Annotated in this window: 15 protein-coding genes and 3 pseudogenes; 6 read left to right on the forward strand and 12 right to left on the reverse strand. The window is 68.1% G+C overall.

What is annotated here, in order from left to right:
- Positions 1–114: 114 nt before the first annotated feature.
- Positions 115–1,074 (reverse strand): DUF1152 domain-containing protein, encoded by a 960-nt coding sequence (locus tag Raf01_RS47970; RefSeq protein ID WP_203924870.1) that lies wholly within the window; start codon positions 1,072–1,074, stop codon positions 115–117.
- Positions 1,075–1,298: 224 nt separating this feature from the next.
- Here Raf01_RS47970 and Raf01_RS47975 point away from each other — a divergent pair, with 224 nt between their 5' ends.
- Complete coding sequence (locus tag Raf01_RS47975; RefSeq protein WP_203924871.1) at positions 1,299–2,066, forward strand: hypothetical protein; 768 nt, start codon at positions 1,299–1,301, stop codon at positions 2,064–2,066.
- On the opposite strand, the gene Raf01_RS50405 is transcribed toward Raf01_RS47975, so the two are convergent.
- Positions 2,030–2,743 (reverse strand): transposase, encoded by a 714-nt coding sequence (locus Raf01_RS50405; RefSeq protein WP_239134569.1) that lies wholly within the window; start codon positions 2,741–2,743, stop codon positions 2,030–2,032. The genes Raf01_RS47975 and Raf01_RS50405 overlap by 37 nt on opposite strands.
- A gap of 88 nt (positions 2,744–2,831) precedes the next feature.
- A pseudogene (locus Raf01_RS51170) lies at positions 2,832–3,179 on the reverse strand (transposase); the annotation flags it as partial.
- A 194-nt stretch (positions 3,180–3,373) separates the two neighbouring features.
- Between Raf01_RS51170 and Raf01_RS47985 the strand changes: the two are divergent.
- The gene (locus tag Raf01_RS47985) at positions 3,374–4,084 is read left to right on the forward strand and encodes a MerR family transcriptional regulator (RefSeq protein ID WP_203924873.1); all 711 of its coding nucleotides are present in this window, start codon (positions 3,374–3,376) and stop codon (positions 4,082–4,084) included.
- Positions 4,085–4,366: 282 nt separating this feature from the next.
- Here Raf01_RS47985 and Raf01_RS50410 read toward each other — a convergent pair whose 3' ends face one another.
- From Raf01_RS50410 to Raf01_RS48015, 6 genes and pseudogenes are all read right to left on the reverse strand, one after another.
- Positions 4,367–4,711: a DUF6228 family protein gene (locus tag Raf01_RS50410; protein WP_239134570.1), complete on the reverse strand. Its 345-nt coding sequence runs from the start codon at positions 4,709–4,711 to the stop codon at positions 4,367–4,369.
- Between the two features lie 171 nt (positions 4,712–4,882).
- On the reverse strand, positions 4,883–5,077 hold the full coding sequence (locus Raf01_RS47995; RefSeq protein ID WP_203924875.1) for a helix-hairpin-helix domain-containing protein: 195 nt from the start codon (positions 5,075–5,077) through the stop codon (positions 4,883–4,885).
- A 122-nt stretch (positions 5,078–5,199) separates the two neighbouring features.
- Positions 5,200–5,486: pseudogene (locus Raf01_RS48000) on the reverse strand (site-specific DNA-methyltransferase); the annotation flags it as partial.
- A gap of 69 nt (positions 5,487–5,555) precedes the next feature.
- Positions 5,556–6,215, reverse strand: a complete 660-nt coding sequence (locus Raf01_RS48005; RefSeq protein ID WP_203924876.1) for a response regulator — start codon at positions 6,213–6,215, stop codon at positions 5,556–5,558.
- Entirely contained in the window at positions 6,212–7,363 is a 1,152-nt protein-coding gene (locus tag Raf01_RS48010) for a histidine kinase (protein WP_203924877.1), read from the reverse strand. The genes Raf01_RS48005 and Raf01_RS48010 overlap by 4 nt, the downstream gene beginning before the upstream one ends.
- On the reverse strand, positions 7,360–8,193 hold the full coding sequence (locus Raf01_RS48015; protein WP_203924878.1) for a CPBP family intramembrane glutamic endopeptidase: 834 nt from the start codon (positions 8,191–8,193) through the stop codon (positions 7,360–7,362). The genes Raf01_RS48010 and Raf01_RS48015 overlap by 4 nt, the downstream gene beginning before the upstream one ends.
- A 409-nt stretch (positions 8,194–8,602) precedes the next feature.
- On the opposite strand from Raf01_RS48015, the gene Raf01_RS48020 reads away from it, so the two are divergent.
- Both Raf01_RS48020 and Raf01_RS48025 read left to right on the forward strand, forming a co-directional pair.
- Complete coding sequence (locus tag Raf01_RS48020) at positions 8,603–9,868, forward strand: hypothetical protein (RefSeq protein ID WP_203924879.1); 1,266 nt, start codon at positions 8,603–8,605, stop codon at positions 9,866–9,868.
- Positions 9,869–9,961: 93 nt separating this feature from the next.
- Positions 9,962–10,228, forward strand: coding sequence for a hypothetical protein (locus tag Raf01_RS48025; RefSeq protein ID WP_203924880.1), 267 nt, complete (start codon positions 9,962–9,964; stop codon positions 10,226–10,228).
- Between the two features lie 37 nt (positions 10,229–10,265).
- On the opposite strand, the gene tnpA is transcribed toward Raf01_RS48025, so the two are convergent.
- Positions 10,266–10,682 (reverse strand): IS200/IS605 family transposase, encoded by a 417-nt coding sequence (gene tnpA / locus Raf01_RS48030; protein ID WP_203924881.1) that lies wholly within the window; start codon positions 10,680–10,682, stop codon positions 10,266–10,268.
- A 22-nt stretch (positions 10,683–10,704) separates the two neighbouring features.
- Between tnpA and Raf01_RS48035 the strand changes: the two genes are divergently transcribed.
- Positions 10,705–11,937, forward strand: a complete 1,233-nt coding sequence (locus Raf01_RS48035; protein ID WP_505973671.1) for an RNA-guided endonuclease InsQ/TnpB family protein — start codon at positions 10,705–10,707, stop codon at positions 11,935–11,937.
- 279 nt (positions 11,938–12,216) lie between these two features.
- A pseudogene (locus Raf01_RS48040) lies at positions 12,217–12,429 on the forward strand (transposase family protein); the annotation flags it as partial.
- 217 nt (positions 12,430–12,646) lie between these two features.
- Here Raf01_RS48040 and Raf01_RS48045 read toward each other — a convergent pair.
- Both Raf01_RS48045 and Raf01_RS48050 read right to left on the reverse strand, forming a co-directional pair.
- Positions 12,647–13,219: a hypothetical protein gene (locus Raf01_RS48045; RefSeq protein WP_203924883.1), complete on the reverse strand. Its 573-nt coding sequence runs from the start codon at positions 13,217–13,219 to the stop codon at positions 12,647–12,649.
- Positions 13,216–13,728 (reverse strand): SigE family RNA polymerase sigma factor, encoded by a 513-nt coding sequence (locus Raf01_RS48050; protein ID WP_203924884.1) that lies wholly within the window; start codon positions 13,726–13,728, stop codon positions 13,216–13,218. The genes Raf01_RS48045 and Raf01_RS48050 overlap by 4 nt, the downstream gene beginning before the upstream one ends.
- Positions 13,729–14,532 lie beyond the last annotated feature (804 nt).

The raw sequence follows: 14,532 nt of genomic DNA on the forward strand, positions 1-14,532 counted from the left end.
CTCTGCCGGACCGATCGACTGAGGCGGATGCCCGCTCATAGCCGAGATGAGCACCTAGCCCAGCGCTGCCTCGCGGGCTGTGGCTGCCGTACGTTGTCGGGCGGCCCCGAGCTTCTAGTGGGGGAAGGGCCTGGGGATGCGCCGGTCGACGCCGCTGTGGAACTGCTCGATCTGGGCCTCGATCTGCCGGACCGTGAGCGTGTCCTCCAGCCGGTCCAGGTACAGGCATCGGGCCGCGAGTGCCATGAGGTCCACCGTGAAGTAGATGGCCATCAGCGGGTTGACGAAGAGTGTCGATCCGGATATGCGGCGGATGAACCCGGTGTCTCCGGACTCGCCGCTTAGCGCCGCTGCGATCTGGCCGTTGACGATGCTCGGCCGCTGCGGTGTTGCGGCTTGCGCGGCTGCCACAGCATCGCGGTACAGGGCCGCCTCGCGGCTGTCGCTGGGAATGGACAGCGCGCCGAGATAGCCGCCGTCGCGGTCGAGCGCCGCGAGATTTTCCAGGACCTGGACATGGTTCACGCCGTGGTAGGCGTCGATACCGAATCCCAGGCAGGTCACAAGCTTGATCGGTACGTCGAGTCCGGCCACCGCCGCGAGGCTGCCGATGTCCTCGACCGGGGTACCCAGCCTCGACTCGTCACCGCGCAGCAGGATGTCGGTGCCGCCGTCGACCAGAACGATCGCGTCCACACCCAACGAGGAGACGAGATTCTGGTACGCGGCACGCAGCGGCTGCACCCCGGTGCGACGCAGGGCATACACGGTCGACGGCAGCCCCCGCTCAGCCAGCCAGTGGACGAGGGCCAGCTCCGGAAAGTATGAGACATGCCGTGCGACGTTCGGCGTGACGGCAGCGACGTTCGGCTCCAGCCACCGCTCGGGTGGCACGAGCTCCAACGGTGCGAACGACAGATTGGCCAAGTGGACTTCGACGCCCTGATCCTGCAACGCAAGCGATAGCGGAAGCCCGGCGTACACATCGAATCCGCCACCCGCTCCCGCTAGCAGGACTCGGCGCGCCGGTTCGAGCGCCGCGAACAGCGGAGGCGTGGCAAGCGACGGTCTCATGGGGATCATTCTCAGATGTACCCGCCTCGGAGTGCGACTCCGGGTGGAATCCGGCTGTCGGAAGACTCGGCCACCGTCCAGCGTACTCGGATGGTTCGGTAAGGCCCGGCGGTGAGGATCGCCGCTACCGGGATCCGGTACCGGGGTGCCGAACCGTAGCACGGTTACCGGGGAACTGACCGGTCTTGACCAGGTCGTAGGCGACCGAGCGAGACAGTCCGAAGATGGCCGCGGCGATCGGCACGGTGGTGACGGTGCCGAGGGCACGGATCCGCTCGGGGGTCCACGCGCTGGTCGATAATGGCCTGGTCGGGACGTTCCGTTCGCTCAACGGTTGGGGCTGGGCGGTAATCCCCGTGGACGGGTCCCGGCGCCGATCGGAGAATGCTCGGGTGGGAACGACGATCCACGGGTGCGTGGAGTGCCGGACGTGGGCGCCGGGCCTCGCCGTCGAGGAACGGCGGTGGCAGGCCGCTATCGACCTGTCGTTGTTGGGCGTGGCGCGGGACTATGAGGCGTTCGACTGCTTGTTCGGTGTGCGGAGCTCTGGGAACTGGCACCCGATCGCCGCCGAACGGGGGCTACCGGTGGATGTGTCGAACGACGTCGTGGCCCAGTTGGACGGTTGGGGCGAGGTTGCGTTCGGGGTCACGTGGTTGGCCTGGACAGACGTCATCGCCGTCGACTGGTCCGAGCCGGCGCTGCGCCGCGCCACTGACATCGCCCAGTATCGGCGACTCGAGGACGGGACGTTGACGCTGGTGCACAGATCGGTGTGGAGCCGCGGGTTCGCCAGGGCCGCGGGGGTCGACACACTGACGGTGGACCCGGACCGGATTGCTGAACTCTGGAATGAGGGCACCGAGTGGCGCCTCGGCCAGACGGTGTATCGCGCTGAACGGGCTCGCCGCCGTGATGTGGTACCGCCGGATGGGCCTTGGGATCGGGTGGAGCGTCATGCGGCTGCTGGCGGACGTGCATGGGCAGGATGATGTCCGCCTCGTGGCGTGGTTTGAGGAGTAGCCGCATCAGCGAACCCATCGGTGGCCAGATCGTTGCGGGCCTCGCCGACGCCGGTGGTCTGTTTCGCGTCTTCGAAGGCCACCTCGATGGACCATCGTCCGGCGTAGCATTCCACGATCGCGGCGATCGGTGCGGCCAGGTCGGTGGTGACCAACGCGAGCTCAGGTTTACGGGGTTCGGTGAGGACCAGCAGACCAGCATCCGGACCGGTCGGGCGCCGAAAACGCCGCGCCACAGGCGCCGCAGCTGGTGCACCGTGACTGTGGCGGTGCGTCCGTAGCGGGTTACGGTGACACAGGTGGAGGGTGTCGTGGCGGCCAGGTCGGCGGGGGTGCCCGATGCGTGCGGCGTAGGTCCGGGGCCGGCCGCGTCCGCGTCGTCGGGTTGGGTGGTCGAGGTCGGGGTGGGTGTGCCAGAGGCTGGCGTTGCTGTGCAGCGGCCCGGTCAGCGTCGCGTGCGCTGGGAGCCTGCGTAGTACGGTGCACAGGTAGGTGCCGTCGGCGACCACGTGCATGGTGCGACTGCGGGTGTGGGTGGCGATCACCTCGATTAGCTCCCGGGCGAGCACCGTTTGCGCGGGTCCGCCTGTGCGCCGTAGCCGGGCGAGCACGGGCAGCGCGATGGGTCGGTCCAGGAACAGCAGCATGACCACGACCGTGGCGACCACGAACGTGTTGCCGCGGGAGAGTTTCTGGTTGCCTGAACACCTTCAGCCATCCGCCGTAGCCCCAGCGCGACGCATGGACCTTGCGACCGCTGTGGCGGAAGAGAGTGTCGTCGACGGCTACGGTCAGCGGCGCACCAATCGGCACGAAATGACCGACGATCAGCCGCAACACCGCAAGGCCCACGATGTCGGGGTGCCAGCGGGCGGTGGCGAAGAACCGGTGCGCCCGGCTGTGATGCCATACCCCGGCCAGTCCGGCACCGGCCAGCATGCCGCGCACCGTCCGGTGCGCGGGGAGTGCCACCATCCCGGTCAGCAAGGTCACGAACGTGGCAGAGGTGGGAGTGGTGAAGCACGGCCGGAATGCCTCCAGCACGCGACTCAGCGACCCCGGTAGGGTGGGCACCCGGAGCATCGGCGGTAACTCCGTCAACGGGGTTATAGGCAACCGCCGATGCTTCTTCGTTTTGTCGTCCCCACCGTCTCGACACGCCGATGCGGTGGTTCGGCGAGCGGGTCGAGTCGCCGGAAAGCGGCCGCCCGTTCCGTCAGAACTCTCGCGGTGTCGATGTTGACTCTCAGGCGACCTGAGGCTGCAAGCTGAACGGTGTGAAGGACGATCACCTGCTCAACATCGGAGCGTTCGCTACCGCCACCGGCCTGTCGATCCCGGCACTGCGCCACTACGACGAGATCGGACTGCTCAAGCCGGCTCACGTGGACACGAGCACCGGGTACCGGCGGTACGCACCACCACAGATCGAGCAGGCTCGCCTGATCTGCGGTCTTCGCGCGGTTGGCCTACCCATCGACGAGATCCGCGTGGTGCTCGGCCGTCCCGCTAGCGACGTTCTCGGCGCGCTTGACATACACCGCGACCGACTGGTCGCTCAGGTCCGTGAGCTGTCGCAACGCGTCCTCGCGATTGACGAATTCATCGAGAAGGGAACAACCATGCCCGCGCTGCAGGTCACCCGTCCCGTCCAGATCAGGATCAAGGTCAGCGATGTGCCGTCGACAGCGGCGTTCTACATGGCGGCCTTCGACCTCGTCTTCAACGAGTCGATCTCGTCGCTGCAGTTCGGCACCTACCGCAGCGATCAGTTCTTCCTCATCACCCTTGAGGAGTACGACGAACAGCTACCAATCGCCGCCGACGCACGCTTCGGACTGCTCGTCGATGACGTCGACGCCGCTCACCAACGTGCGCTCGACGCCGGCGGCACCGAGGTTCATCCCCCGACCGATTTCGCCTGGAAGCCACGCACCTCCTGCGTGCGCGACCCCAGCGGCAACCTCATCGACCTCAGCCAGTCCTGAGATAGCTGAACCCGGGACACGAGCCCGAGCCGAACCGCTTGGCCGACGTTGCGACCTGTCCGGGAAGCCCGGATCGCACCTCATCGGGAAGGACGCCGAGCCAAATGCCAACTGCCGACACTGGCCCGTATCTCGCACATTCGTCCCAAATTAATACGAAAGTCGAGACCGGTGTGACGCCACCCCGCTTCCCCTCCCGCCATGGTTTGACCCGACCCTCGGTTCACGCAGGGCCGCGACAGTAATCGGCGCAGGTGCTGCGACCTGGTGACACCGGGCCAGTCAGCTGATTTTGCGTGGGATGGGTAGGAACTCGCGGATGTCCGCAGCGAGGTTGCTCATCTGTTCGCCGGCTTCGAGCAGCGTGGTGATCGACGCTTGCCAGGTGTCGGGGCGGGATACCCAGGGGTGCAGATCCCAGGTGAGCGCTACGTAGCCGCGAGAGTGGAAGGTTGCGCGGACGGTGAGGTGATTGGTCTGCCAGGCCCGTTCGTCCGGCCAGCCGCGGTAGTCAGCGGCGAGCTGACTGATGAACTCGGGAAGCCCGGCTTCGTCCCAGACCCATACCTCAACGCCGGGGAGTTGGGCGTGAAGGCCCTCCGCGCGAGCGTCGACGGAGAAGCCAATGCCGTACTGGTCGGGGAAGTGCTTGAGGCCCCGCGGTGGGCTCCCATCTCGCTCCCAGCGGACGCCGTGCGGGTCTGGTCCCCCGATGGTGCCGGCTTCCCGGTGGTGCAGGTATCCGGCTCGTAGAGCCCGAGGTCCTACCCGCCGGAGGCGTTGCTCGCGCCCCCGTATTCAGCTCAGGCTGAGGTCGTGCTGCTCAAGTGCGGCTTGGATGATTCCGAGCGCCTTTGGTCCCATGCCGTGCAGGTTGGCCAGCTGGGCGCGAGGGACGCCGGCCAGTTGGCGCAGGCTGCTATAGCCGGCGGCGTTCAGAGCGCGCGTTGCGGGTGCGCTGATCTTCGGCAGCGTGTCAAGCGGCGAGTTCATGTGCGGATACTAGGTGGCGCCACTGACAAGACCATATCTACATGACGATCCCGAGTTGGGCCCGTTCAGGGCTTGGGTTTTTCCTGGGAACATCACCTGGGCTCGGTGGAACCCATGGACTTTTAGCCCTTGACGAAGACGAGGACGTCTTCGTGGGTGATGAGGTGCATCGGGGTGCCGGTGATCCGAGCCTTGCGTACCTGTTGCAGTTGAAAGAAGGACGGGTGGGCGACGAGTTGTCCGTCGCGGACCGCGGCCAGGAGGGCGACGCACCGGTCCACCGGGGTCAGCCCGGCGCGGATACCGGCGCCGACAACCGCCGATGGGAGATCGACCAGTTCGCCGTGTTTGCGCCAGGGTCGCGCGGTGACCACGACACCCCGCCGGGGCGCAGCAGAGCGTGGCAGCCGGTGCGGTGGCGGGGACGCCCGAGGAGGGCGGTGTTTTATGAACCCATCATGAGTTATCAAACACGCTGTCAGATCACCAGGCCGCTGCGGTAGGCATACACCACCGCCTGCACCCGGTCGCGCAGATCCAGCTTGGTGAGAATCCGCGACACGTACGTCTTCACCGTCTCCTGGCTGATCACCAGGGTCGCGGCGATCTCGGCGTTCGACAGGCCGTTGGCGATGAGGCGCAGCACCTCCAGTTCGCGCGGGGCCAGCCCGACGTCCTCCCGCGTGCCCTCCGCCGGACGGATCCGTGCCGCGTACCTGCCGACCAGTTGCCGCGTCACTTCGGGTGCCAGCAGGGCGGCGCCGGTCGCGACGGTACGGATGCCGTGCAGTAGCTGCGCCGGTGGGGCGTCCTTGAGCAGGAAGCCGCTTGCCCCCGCGCGCAGCGCCTCGTAGACGTACTCGTCCAGATTGAACGTCGTCACCACGAGCACCTTGACGGGATGCGCCACCCCTGCACCAGCCAACAGGCGGGTCGCCTCGATGCCGTCGAGTACCGGCATCCGTACGTCCATCACCACCACGTCGGGGTGCACGCGGGCGGCGAGGTCGACGGCGGCGCGCCCGTCCCCGCACTCGCCTACCGTTTCAAGGTCGGGCTGAGCGTCGATGATCGTCGCGAACCCGGTGCGGATCAGCGCCTGGTCGTCGCAGACCAAGACCCGGATCGGGGCGGTCACGACCCGCTCCGCGCGGGGATGCGGGCCCGCACGACGAAGCCGCCGCCCGCCCGCTGATCCGCGCTGAACTCGCCGCCCAGGACGTCGACCCGTTCGCGGAGCCCGGCCAGGCCCCGCCCGCTCCCGCCGGGGGACGCGGCCCGCGAGCCGGAGCCGTCGGTGCTGACCTCCACGAGGATCTCCCTTGCGAGGTGCCGTACCCGGACCGCGGTGCGGCTGCCATGCGCGTACTTGAGGGCGTTCGTCAGGGCTTCCTGCACGACCCGGTAGGCGGCGAGTTCTGCGCTGCCGGTCGGGGACGCCGGCCTGCCCTCCTCGGTGAACTCCACCGGCTGCCCGGCCCGGCGCGTCTGCTCCACGAGCGTGTGCACTTCGCCGATGGACGGCATCTTGATTTCGGTGTGGTCGGGGTTGAGCAGGTCGAGCAGGTGCCGCAGGTCGCTGATGGCCCGTCGACCGGTGTCGGTGACGGCGCTGAGGGTCTCGTCGAGGCGCGTGGGTGCGGCGGTCAGGTACCGTGCCGCCTCGGCCTGCACGACCATCGCCGTCACGTGGTGGGTCACCACGTCGTGGAGCTCACGGGCGATGCGGATACGTTCGGCGGCGCGGGTGGCCTCGGCGACGCCGCGGCGGCGTTCGGCCTCGGCGATCCGGGTGGCGCGCAGCCAACTCCCGATGCCCCACGCGACGGCCAGCCCCACGTAGAACGTTGCGAATCCGCTCACCTGGTCGGTCCCGCCGAGCCGGTGGACCGCGACTGCCAGCGGTACGTACGCCAGGGAGAAGATGACCACGGTGGCCCGCCGATGACGCTCCAGGTGGGCACCCGCGCTCAGCAGCGCGAAGGGCAGTGCGGTGCTCGCGACGATGCGGTAGCCGCGCAGTTCGGCGGCGACGAAGCCGAGCGACACCAGGGCGAGACAGGCGGCCGGCCACCGCCGGCGCACAGCGAGCGGAAGGGACTCAAGGCCGACGAGGACAACGGCCAGCGCGTCAAACGGGCGTGCCGCGAGGTCCCCGACCTGAGTCTCGTGGCCGCGCAGCACCGGCAGGAGCGACGCGATGACCAGCAGCAGCGCGAACGGGAGATCCCGGACCGTGACGTCACACCGCCGCCACAGACCGGGCACCCGCCGGAGGTCGATCACTGAGAGAGGGTAGCGGTTGCAGCGGCCCCGGCGTCGCGCCGGAGAGGAACCAGGTTGCCGCGCCGCCGGGCCAGCCACATGAACACGATTGTCAGCAGCACACCGAACGCCACCGAGTAAAGGCTGGCCTCCGGGCCGAACTGGCCGCCGGTCACCAGGGCCCTGCCCGACATCACGCTGTGCAGCAGCCCCTGCGTCTGGCCGTTCCCGGAGACCTCGGTACCGAAGATGCCGGACTCGGCGAAGTTCCAGCCGAAGTGCAGACCGATCGGGAGCCACAGCTTACGCGTGGCCGCGTAGGCGGCGGCGAGCGTGCCGCCGGCCTCGATCGCGATGGCGACCGCGCCCCACACCGTGGCGTCCGGGTTGATCGAGTGCCACAGGCCGAACAGCACGGCGGTCAGCACCAGCGCGATCCACGTGCCGAGGCGTCCCTCGATAAGCCGGAACAAGACCCCGCGGAACATCAGCTCTTCTGTCACCGCGGCGGCGGCCATGAAGCCGAACAGCCCGATCGGGCTCCCCGCCGACCCGAAGCCGTGGACCCGGTAGCCGCCGAGGAAGGCGATGTTCCCGATGACCGCCGCGAACCACGCGACCCCGATTAGTACTCCCAGGCCGACACGGGTCGTGGCACCCTTGACGGCCACCTCGACCGGCGCGCGGTGCTCAGCCCACCGCACCGCCCAGGCGTACACGGAAACCGCGAGCACGGCCGTCGCGAGACCGAGGACCAGGCAGAGAAGCGCATTCCCTTGCACCGCCGCGACGACCTGGCCGCCAACGAAAGCGACCGCCACGACGGGCAGGAGCTGCTTCAACAACCGCATGTCGACTCCTTAGCGAGTATCCGCGGTCGAAACGCCACGGCTGACTCGAAACGCTATGGAATCGGCGATCCGGAATCGTCACCACACAGTGGACATTCGCGGGTAGCTCGCACGGGGGACAAGCGCGGCGTGTGGCTAGGGCATGGGCCAGCTCTGCCGTGGATACGCCAAGCCGGGTCAGCGCGCGCGAGCCGTCGCCGCTCGTAGCCGAGCGCGCACGCGTCACCGACGCGCAGCCCGGTGGCCGGGCATCAGGGTCCTCGCCGCCGGCGATGAGTCGTTTCCGTGCGCCCAGCAGAGTGGAGGTTGACCGGCCACGAAAAGCCGTTCCGGCTGAGGCGACACGGCGGGGGAGGGGCGAGGATGATCCCGGCGAGTTCCGGCGCTCGATCGACTCAAGGATCGGTGTATGAGGCCCACGCGTGTTGGCCGGCTGCGCGGCGTCGCGGCGCGGGCGTTGACCGACCTGGCGCAGTTGGTGGACTCGCCGGCGCCCCGGCGCCGTGGTCTGCCCCATCGGTCTCGACGCCGTCGCCCCGACCCCCGGTGGCAGGTGGTGGTGCGCCGTGCCCGCCGCGCCTCCACGCGGCGCACACGGCGGCCCGGCCGTGCCACGACGGTCGTCGGTGTGGTGATCCTGGTGCTGTCGGCGGCGCTGAGCGGCGGCGCCTATCTGCTGTACCAGCACGGTCTGCCAACCGCCTACGAGCACCCCCACGATTGGGGACGGGTCCACTTCCTCGTGCCCGCGCAGGCATCAGCCTGCCAAGGCGAGCTGAACATCGACCAGACCCCAGACGCGGCCACCGGTTGGCCCCGGCTGACGATGACGATGTCTTTCACGCTAGCGACGAACCCGAAAAGTCCGCCTGCTGTGGGCATCGTGATGGACATCGACGCTCAACCGCCCGACTACTTTTGGCCGTTGCCCGCTGACAGTGTCACGACCACCGGTGACCTTCCGTCGGCTGACTGGCATGTCATTGCCGGCGGGTACGGGATCGCCGGCGGACACCTCTGGTTGCTGCGGGTGCCCTACCCTGGTAAGTCCTACACCTTCAGCGTGAAGCAGGCCGGCTCCGAGGTCGCCGACCACCACGCCCTGAGCATTACCGGCGCCGCCCGTAACCGCGACGGGCGCATCGCGCTGACGCTGACCGTCCGGCCACGCGGCGCGTTCGCGGTCGTCCGGGGCAGCCGAGCCACCTACACCTCACCGTTGCTGCTGGGCTTCGAAGCGATCCCGACCTTTCACATCCCTGGCTTTCAGGACAGCATCGGCATCGACCGGACCGGTGTCGGGGCCTGCGGCAACGACAGCAGCCGTCAGGTCACCTTCACCACCCCAGAAGCGCTGGATGACAACCGGGTCGACCCGCTGTACCGCATCGACAGCGTGTCACCTGCGCTGACCGGGGACGCGCTGCGCTGGAGCACCACCGACGCGACCGACCCGCTGTCGCCGACCGTGAGCCTGGTCAACCGGGTGTCAGAGGCGGGCGAGCAACGGGCGTTGTTCCTGTCCGGTGTGGTCGCCGGTGTGGCAGCCGCATTGGCACCCGTCGGGTTGCCGCTGCTGCCGTGGCGGTCCGCGCTCGACTCGGCAGTCGGCTGGCGAGCGAGGCGGCGGCGCAACCGGCGTCGGCGCCGTGCCACCCGGGCACGACAACACTGACCGGCGCTGTGTTGACGCAGACGCGGAGTCATGTCGGGGCGGGCGGTACGCTGCGAGCCACATGGGCCGCGGCCATGGCTCACCGTCAAGGACATGTACTGGGGCTTTGCACGCGTGTTCCGCTTCGAACACGACCACGCCGACCTGCAAGGCCTCGGCGAGTGCCTGGCCGAGTCGCTGTACGGTCAGTACGGCATCTTCGATGACGCCAACGGCGTCGCGCTCGTGATGACCGGATACGATCAGTTTGCCCACGACTTCCCGGACATCGCCCACGCGCTCCTGAACGTCATCGCTGATCGATCGAGGGGTGCGCTACCGAAATGCGGGCCAGTGCTCCGCCCTTCAGGGTGGGGGTGAAGGCCCGCGGGGGAGGGCCTCCAGGCCCGAGCGTGCTTTAGGCCGGGCGGTTTTGTTGCTCGATGTACTGACGCACGATGCTCAGCGGGGCGCCGCCGACGGAGCCGGCGAAGTACGAACCCGACCATAGCTTGTTGGCCCGGTAGTAGTGTCGGCGCAGGTCGGGGAACTCTTGCCGCATCCGCCGGGACGACACGCCCTTGAGCGAGTTGACCAGCTTGGCGATGGCGATCTTGGGCGGGAAGTTGACCAGCAGGTGGACGTGGTTGTTTTCGCCGTTGAACTCGACCAGTTCGGTCTCGAAGTCGCGGCACACGTCCCGCATGATCTTTTCCATTCGGGTCAGATGGGCGTGGCCGAACACCTTGTGCCGGAATTTCGTCACGAAGACCAAGTGAGCGTGCATTGCGAAAACGCAGTGTCTGCCGGTGCGGATGCCTTCGAGTTCAGCCATAAACCAATGGTAAGATGCCGATGTGCAGCTGCGGTACAACTACCGTGTGTACCCAACGCCAAGCCAGCAGATCAAGCTGGCCAGGGCGTTCGGGTGCGCGCGGGTGGTGTTCAACGATGGGCTGCGCGCACGCCAGAGGGCATGGGGGCAGAGCCTGCCGTACGTGTCGGACGGGCAGCTGTCCAAACAGGTCATCACCCTGGCCAAGGGCACGCCGGAACGGGCGTGGCTTTCCGAGGTGTCCGCGGTCGTCTTGCAGCAGGCCCTGGCGGACCTGAACGTGGCGTACCGCAACTTCTTCGCCTCGGTCACCGGCAAGCGCCGGGGCCGCAAGGTCGCCCCGCCGAGGTTGCGGTCTCGCAAGGACAACCGGCAGGCGATCCGGTTCACCGCCAACGCCCGGTTCAAGGTGCTGACCAACGGCCGCCTGCGCCTGCCGAAGATCGGCGATCTGGACGTGCGCTGGTCCCGGCAGCTGCCTGCGGATCCATCAAGCGTGACGGTCATCAAGGATGCGGCGGGTCGGTACTTCGCTTCGTTCGTCGTCCAGACCTTGGACGAGCCGCTGCCGCAGACAGACTCCGAGGTTGGCATCGACCTGGGCCTGACCCACTTCGCGGTGTTGTCGGACGGCACGAAAGTGACCGCGCCGAAGTTTCTGCGCCGCGCCGCGCGCAAGCTCAGGCGGCTGCAACAAAACCTGTCCCGCAAACAGCGGGGCAGCAACAACCGTGAGAAAGCCGTCGTGAAGGTCGCTTCGGCGCACGCCCGGGTGGCCGACACCCGGCGGGACTGGCAGCACAAGCTATCCACGGCGATCATCCGCGAAAACCAAGCGGTGTATGTCGAGGACCTGTGCGTCGTCGGTCTCGGCCGCACGAGGCTGGCGAAGTCGGTACACGATGCTGGCTGGGCATCCTTCGTCGGGATGCTGGAGTACAAGGCCGCTCGCAACGGGCGGATCTTCGCCAGGATCAACCGGTTCGCGCCCACGTCGCGCACGTGCTCGGCGTGCGGCCGGCTCGATGGACCGAAACCGCTGAGCATCCGGTCGTGGACCTGCCTCTGCGGGGCAGTCCACGACCGGGACGTCAACGCCGCGAGAAACGTGTTGGCCCAGGGACGCTGGGACAACTCAAACGCCTGTGGAGCGCAGGTAAGACCGGCATCCGTGCCGGCGCCGCGCCGGGAAGCAGGAATCCGCCTGGACGCCGCGTGTTCCACGCGCAGCGTGGAGGGAATCTCCGTCCTTTAGCTTTAGGGCGGAGAGATCGTCAATCAACGGTGACCACTTCGTGTGCCTGTTGCAATCAGATGACCCTCGATTTGAGCTACCGGCCATCGGTGCGATCCAGGTGCGATGGAATGAGGACGAGTGGCTCAACGCACGACGCGGAGTATGGGGAGTTCAGCCTCGTTCGTGCAGGTCGCGACTGTTGAGCGAGGGACGGCGTGTTGACCATCCATAGTGGACGGGATCCCTGGTAGACGAGCAGATCGACCAGATTAAACGCCGTCACGCCAGGGATCCCACGTGCTTTCCCACCCAGCAGCCATCCCGCTGTCCACCGCCTCGCTGACGCAGCTGTCTCAACTCCTGCGCACCCACCGAGCCGAGCGCGGCATCCGGTGGCGACGCCTCGATCCTGGCCGGCAGGCGCTGCTGGTCCTGGCGCACGCGCGCAACGGGGACACCTATAGCCGCCTGGCTGCCGGGTTCGGGATCAGCATCGCGAGGGTGCTCCGCTCCCGAGGACACCCGCCTCACCCGCCGGTGCCCGGCGGCGGCCCGCTCTACCGCTGCATCGGCCTCACGCCGGTAGATGTCGTCGCGGCCCCGGCCCGGCAGGCTGCGCGCCGAGCTCACCGTGATCCCCGGCAGCGGACACCTCGCGCCCATGGAGGTCCCCGGTGAGCGTGGCGAGATCGTCAGTTTGGTCCCAGCTCTTGGTTCCACCGTGGAGTTAGTTTTTGGGCGTGATCGTTATGTGGCTCATGTCGGTACAGTGCAGCGGCTCGCCGGCGCGCACCATGCCCCAGCCGTAGCCGATCACCTTGCCGTCCGGCCCTGTCGGCTGGCTGATCAGCAGCTTGTCGCCGTGGGGGATGGCCGACGGCCGGATGGTGAGCGCGTCCGAGCCCAACACCGCGCTGTGGAACAGCCTCGACTGGTTCTCCGGGTTCAGGCACGACTCGCCGGGCGTGACGATCGCCGGCACCCCGGCCTGCGCGAGGGCGGCGCGCAGTTCGTCGGTGTGGGTTATCTCGCGCACGGTCAGGGTGACCGTGCCGTCGGGGTTGGAGTCGACCGACCACGCCGCCAGGTGCACGTGCACCCCGGGCTGCGATGCCGGGCCCAGGGCGGCAATACCGGCGACCGCGGCGCCGACTGCGCACGCGGCGGCCACCCCGGCTACCCTGCGGTGCGTGCGGCGCCGCGTTCCGCGCGTGGTGATTTCCTCAGCTGTCACGGTCATGTGGACGGCGGCCATCCGATCGCGTACGTGGTCGCGCACGGCGGCGAGAGAGTCGTTCATCGGGTCAGCTCCTGATCATTGAAGGATGGGATCTCGCGGCGCAGTGCGGCGAGCGCCCGGTGCAGGTGGGACGCGACGGTGCCGGTCGGCATGCCGAGCGTCCGGGCCGTGGTCGCGGTGTCCATGTCCAGCAGCAGTCGCAGTGTGACGACCTCGCGCTGCCGCACCGGCAGCCGCCGTAGCGCCGCCATCAGCGCACTATCCAGCCCGTGTGGCTCCGTGCCGGTGGTGGCCCGGTCGTGGTCGCCCAGCGCCACCTCTCTGCGGTGCCGTCGCCACCAGGACACGTGCGAATTCAGAGCCACGCGCACCACCCAGGCGCGCGGTTCGTCCAGCTGATGCACCTTGCGCCAGGACAGCCACGCCTTCGTGAACGCCTCGGCCACCAGGTCCTCGGCCAGCTGCCGGTTCCCCACGACGAGCACAACGACCCGCAGGCAGTCGTCAGCCGCTGCCGCGTAGAACTCCGCGAACTCGCACCTGTCTCGTTCCACGGCCTGTACACGCACCAGCGGCAGGATTCCTTGCACTAAGAGAGACCGTCAATTGGATGGAAGCCGGTCAGGAGAGCGGTCCGGGGTAGCAAGCAGGCACGGGCGTGTCGATCGTAGGAGTTCTCTACGCTCTGTGACCGACAAGGATGCCCGTGCCTGCCATCCCATCATCGCTGTTGGAACCCGGCCTGCATCTCTAGTTTGTGAGCCTGGCCGGGATCGGGTGCCGCCAACACCCGGCGTTTCGAGCTGGATGGATCCGTCAATGAGCGACCCGGCCTGCTTCCACTGAACCGACGCGATCGACGGGAGGGGCTGCACTTCTCGCCCCTGCCGATGGTGGAATACGCGAGACTGGCCCGCCGTGTGACGGTCACGCAGTCCCCATCGAACTTGACTTGCCCGTTGTATCCCTTCGCCCCACTCACAGGGCGATCTGGCGCATCTGGCGCCGGGATCGGCCGAGACGGCGTGGTCATCGGCCAACAGGGCAAGGGCGGGGATCTGCACGGTGAGAGCAGGTGTGGGCCCCGTGTGAGTCGCTGGTGAGTGACCAGGGGCGTTCGTCAGGACTGACAAGGCCCGGTTTGACGGTGTGAGGTTCCTCGGGCGCGCCATCGTGGCGCCGCCACGGAGGGAGCCTCGTCGGCCGCCGGGCCCGGATCATGGGCGAGGTGAGCCGGGCGCCTCGGGTGACACGCGGCCGGGTGCAGATCGGCGGCCTCGACGGTCAACCCGACCACCCAGCGACCGGCCCGGAGGCTGACCGTCGCGGACAGCACCCGACCACGGCCCGTCCGCAGCAGCCGCCGCAACCTG

The sequence above is a fragment of the Rugosimonospora africana genome, assembly GCF_016862975.1.
Classification (GTDB): Bacteria; Actinomycetota; Actinomycetes; order Mycobacteriales; family Micromonosporaceae; genus Rugosimonospora; species Rugosimonospora africana.

What these genes read in the sequence shown, in the direction of transcription:
- Raf01_RS48020 (WP_203924879.1), top strand. Translation starts at nt 8,603, where the DNA reads ATGAGGCCCACGCGTGTTGGCCGGCTGCGCGGCGTCGCGGCGCGGGCG.
- tnpA (WP_203924881.1), bottom strand. Translation starts at nt 10,682, where the DNA reads ATGGCTGAACTCGAAGGCATCCGCACCGGCAGACACTGCGTTTTCGCA.
- Raf01_RS48015 (WP_203924878.1), bottom strand. Translation starts at nt 8,193, where the DNA reads ATGCGGTTGTTGAAGCAGCTCCTGCCCGTCGTGGCGGTCGCTTTCGTT.
- Raf01_RS47975 (WP_203924871.1), top strand. Translation starts at nt 1,299, where the DNA reads ATGGCCGCGGCGATCGGCACGGTGGTGACGGTGCCGAGGGCACGGATC.
- Raf01_RS47970 (WP_203924870.1), bottom strand. Translation starts at nt 1,074, where the DNA reads ATGAGACCGTCGCTTGCCACGCCTCCGCTGTTCGCGGCGCTCGAACCG.
- Raf01_RS47995 (WP_203924875.1), bottom strand. Translation starts at nt 5,077, where the DNA reads ATGAACTCGCCGCTTGACACGCTGCCGAAGATCAGCGCACCCGCAACG.
- Raf01_RS50405 (WP_239134569.1), bottom strand. Translation starts at nt 2,743, where the DNA reads ATGCTGCTGTTCCTGGACCGACCCATCGCGCTGCCCGTGCTCGCCCGG.
- Raf01_RS48045 (WP_203924883.1), bottom strand. Translation starts at nt 13,219, where the DNA reads ATGAACGACTCTCTCGCCGCCGTGCGCGACCACGTACGCGATCGGATG.
- Raf01_RS48025 (WP_203924880.1), top strand. Translation starts at nt 9,962, where the DNA reads ATGTACTGGGGCTTTGCACGCGTGTTCCGCTTCGAACACGACCACGCC.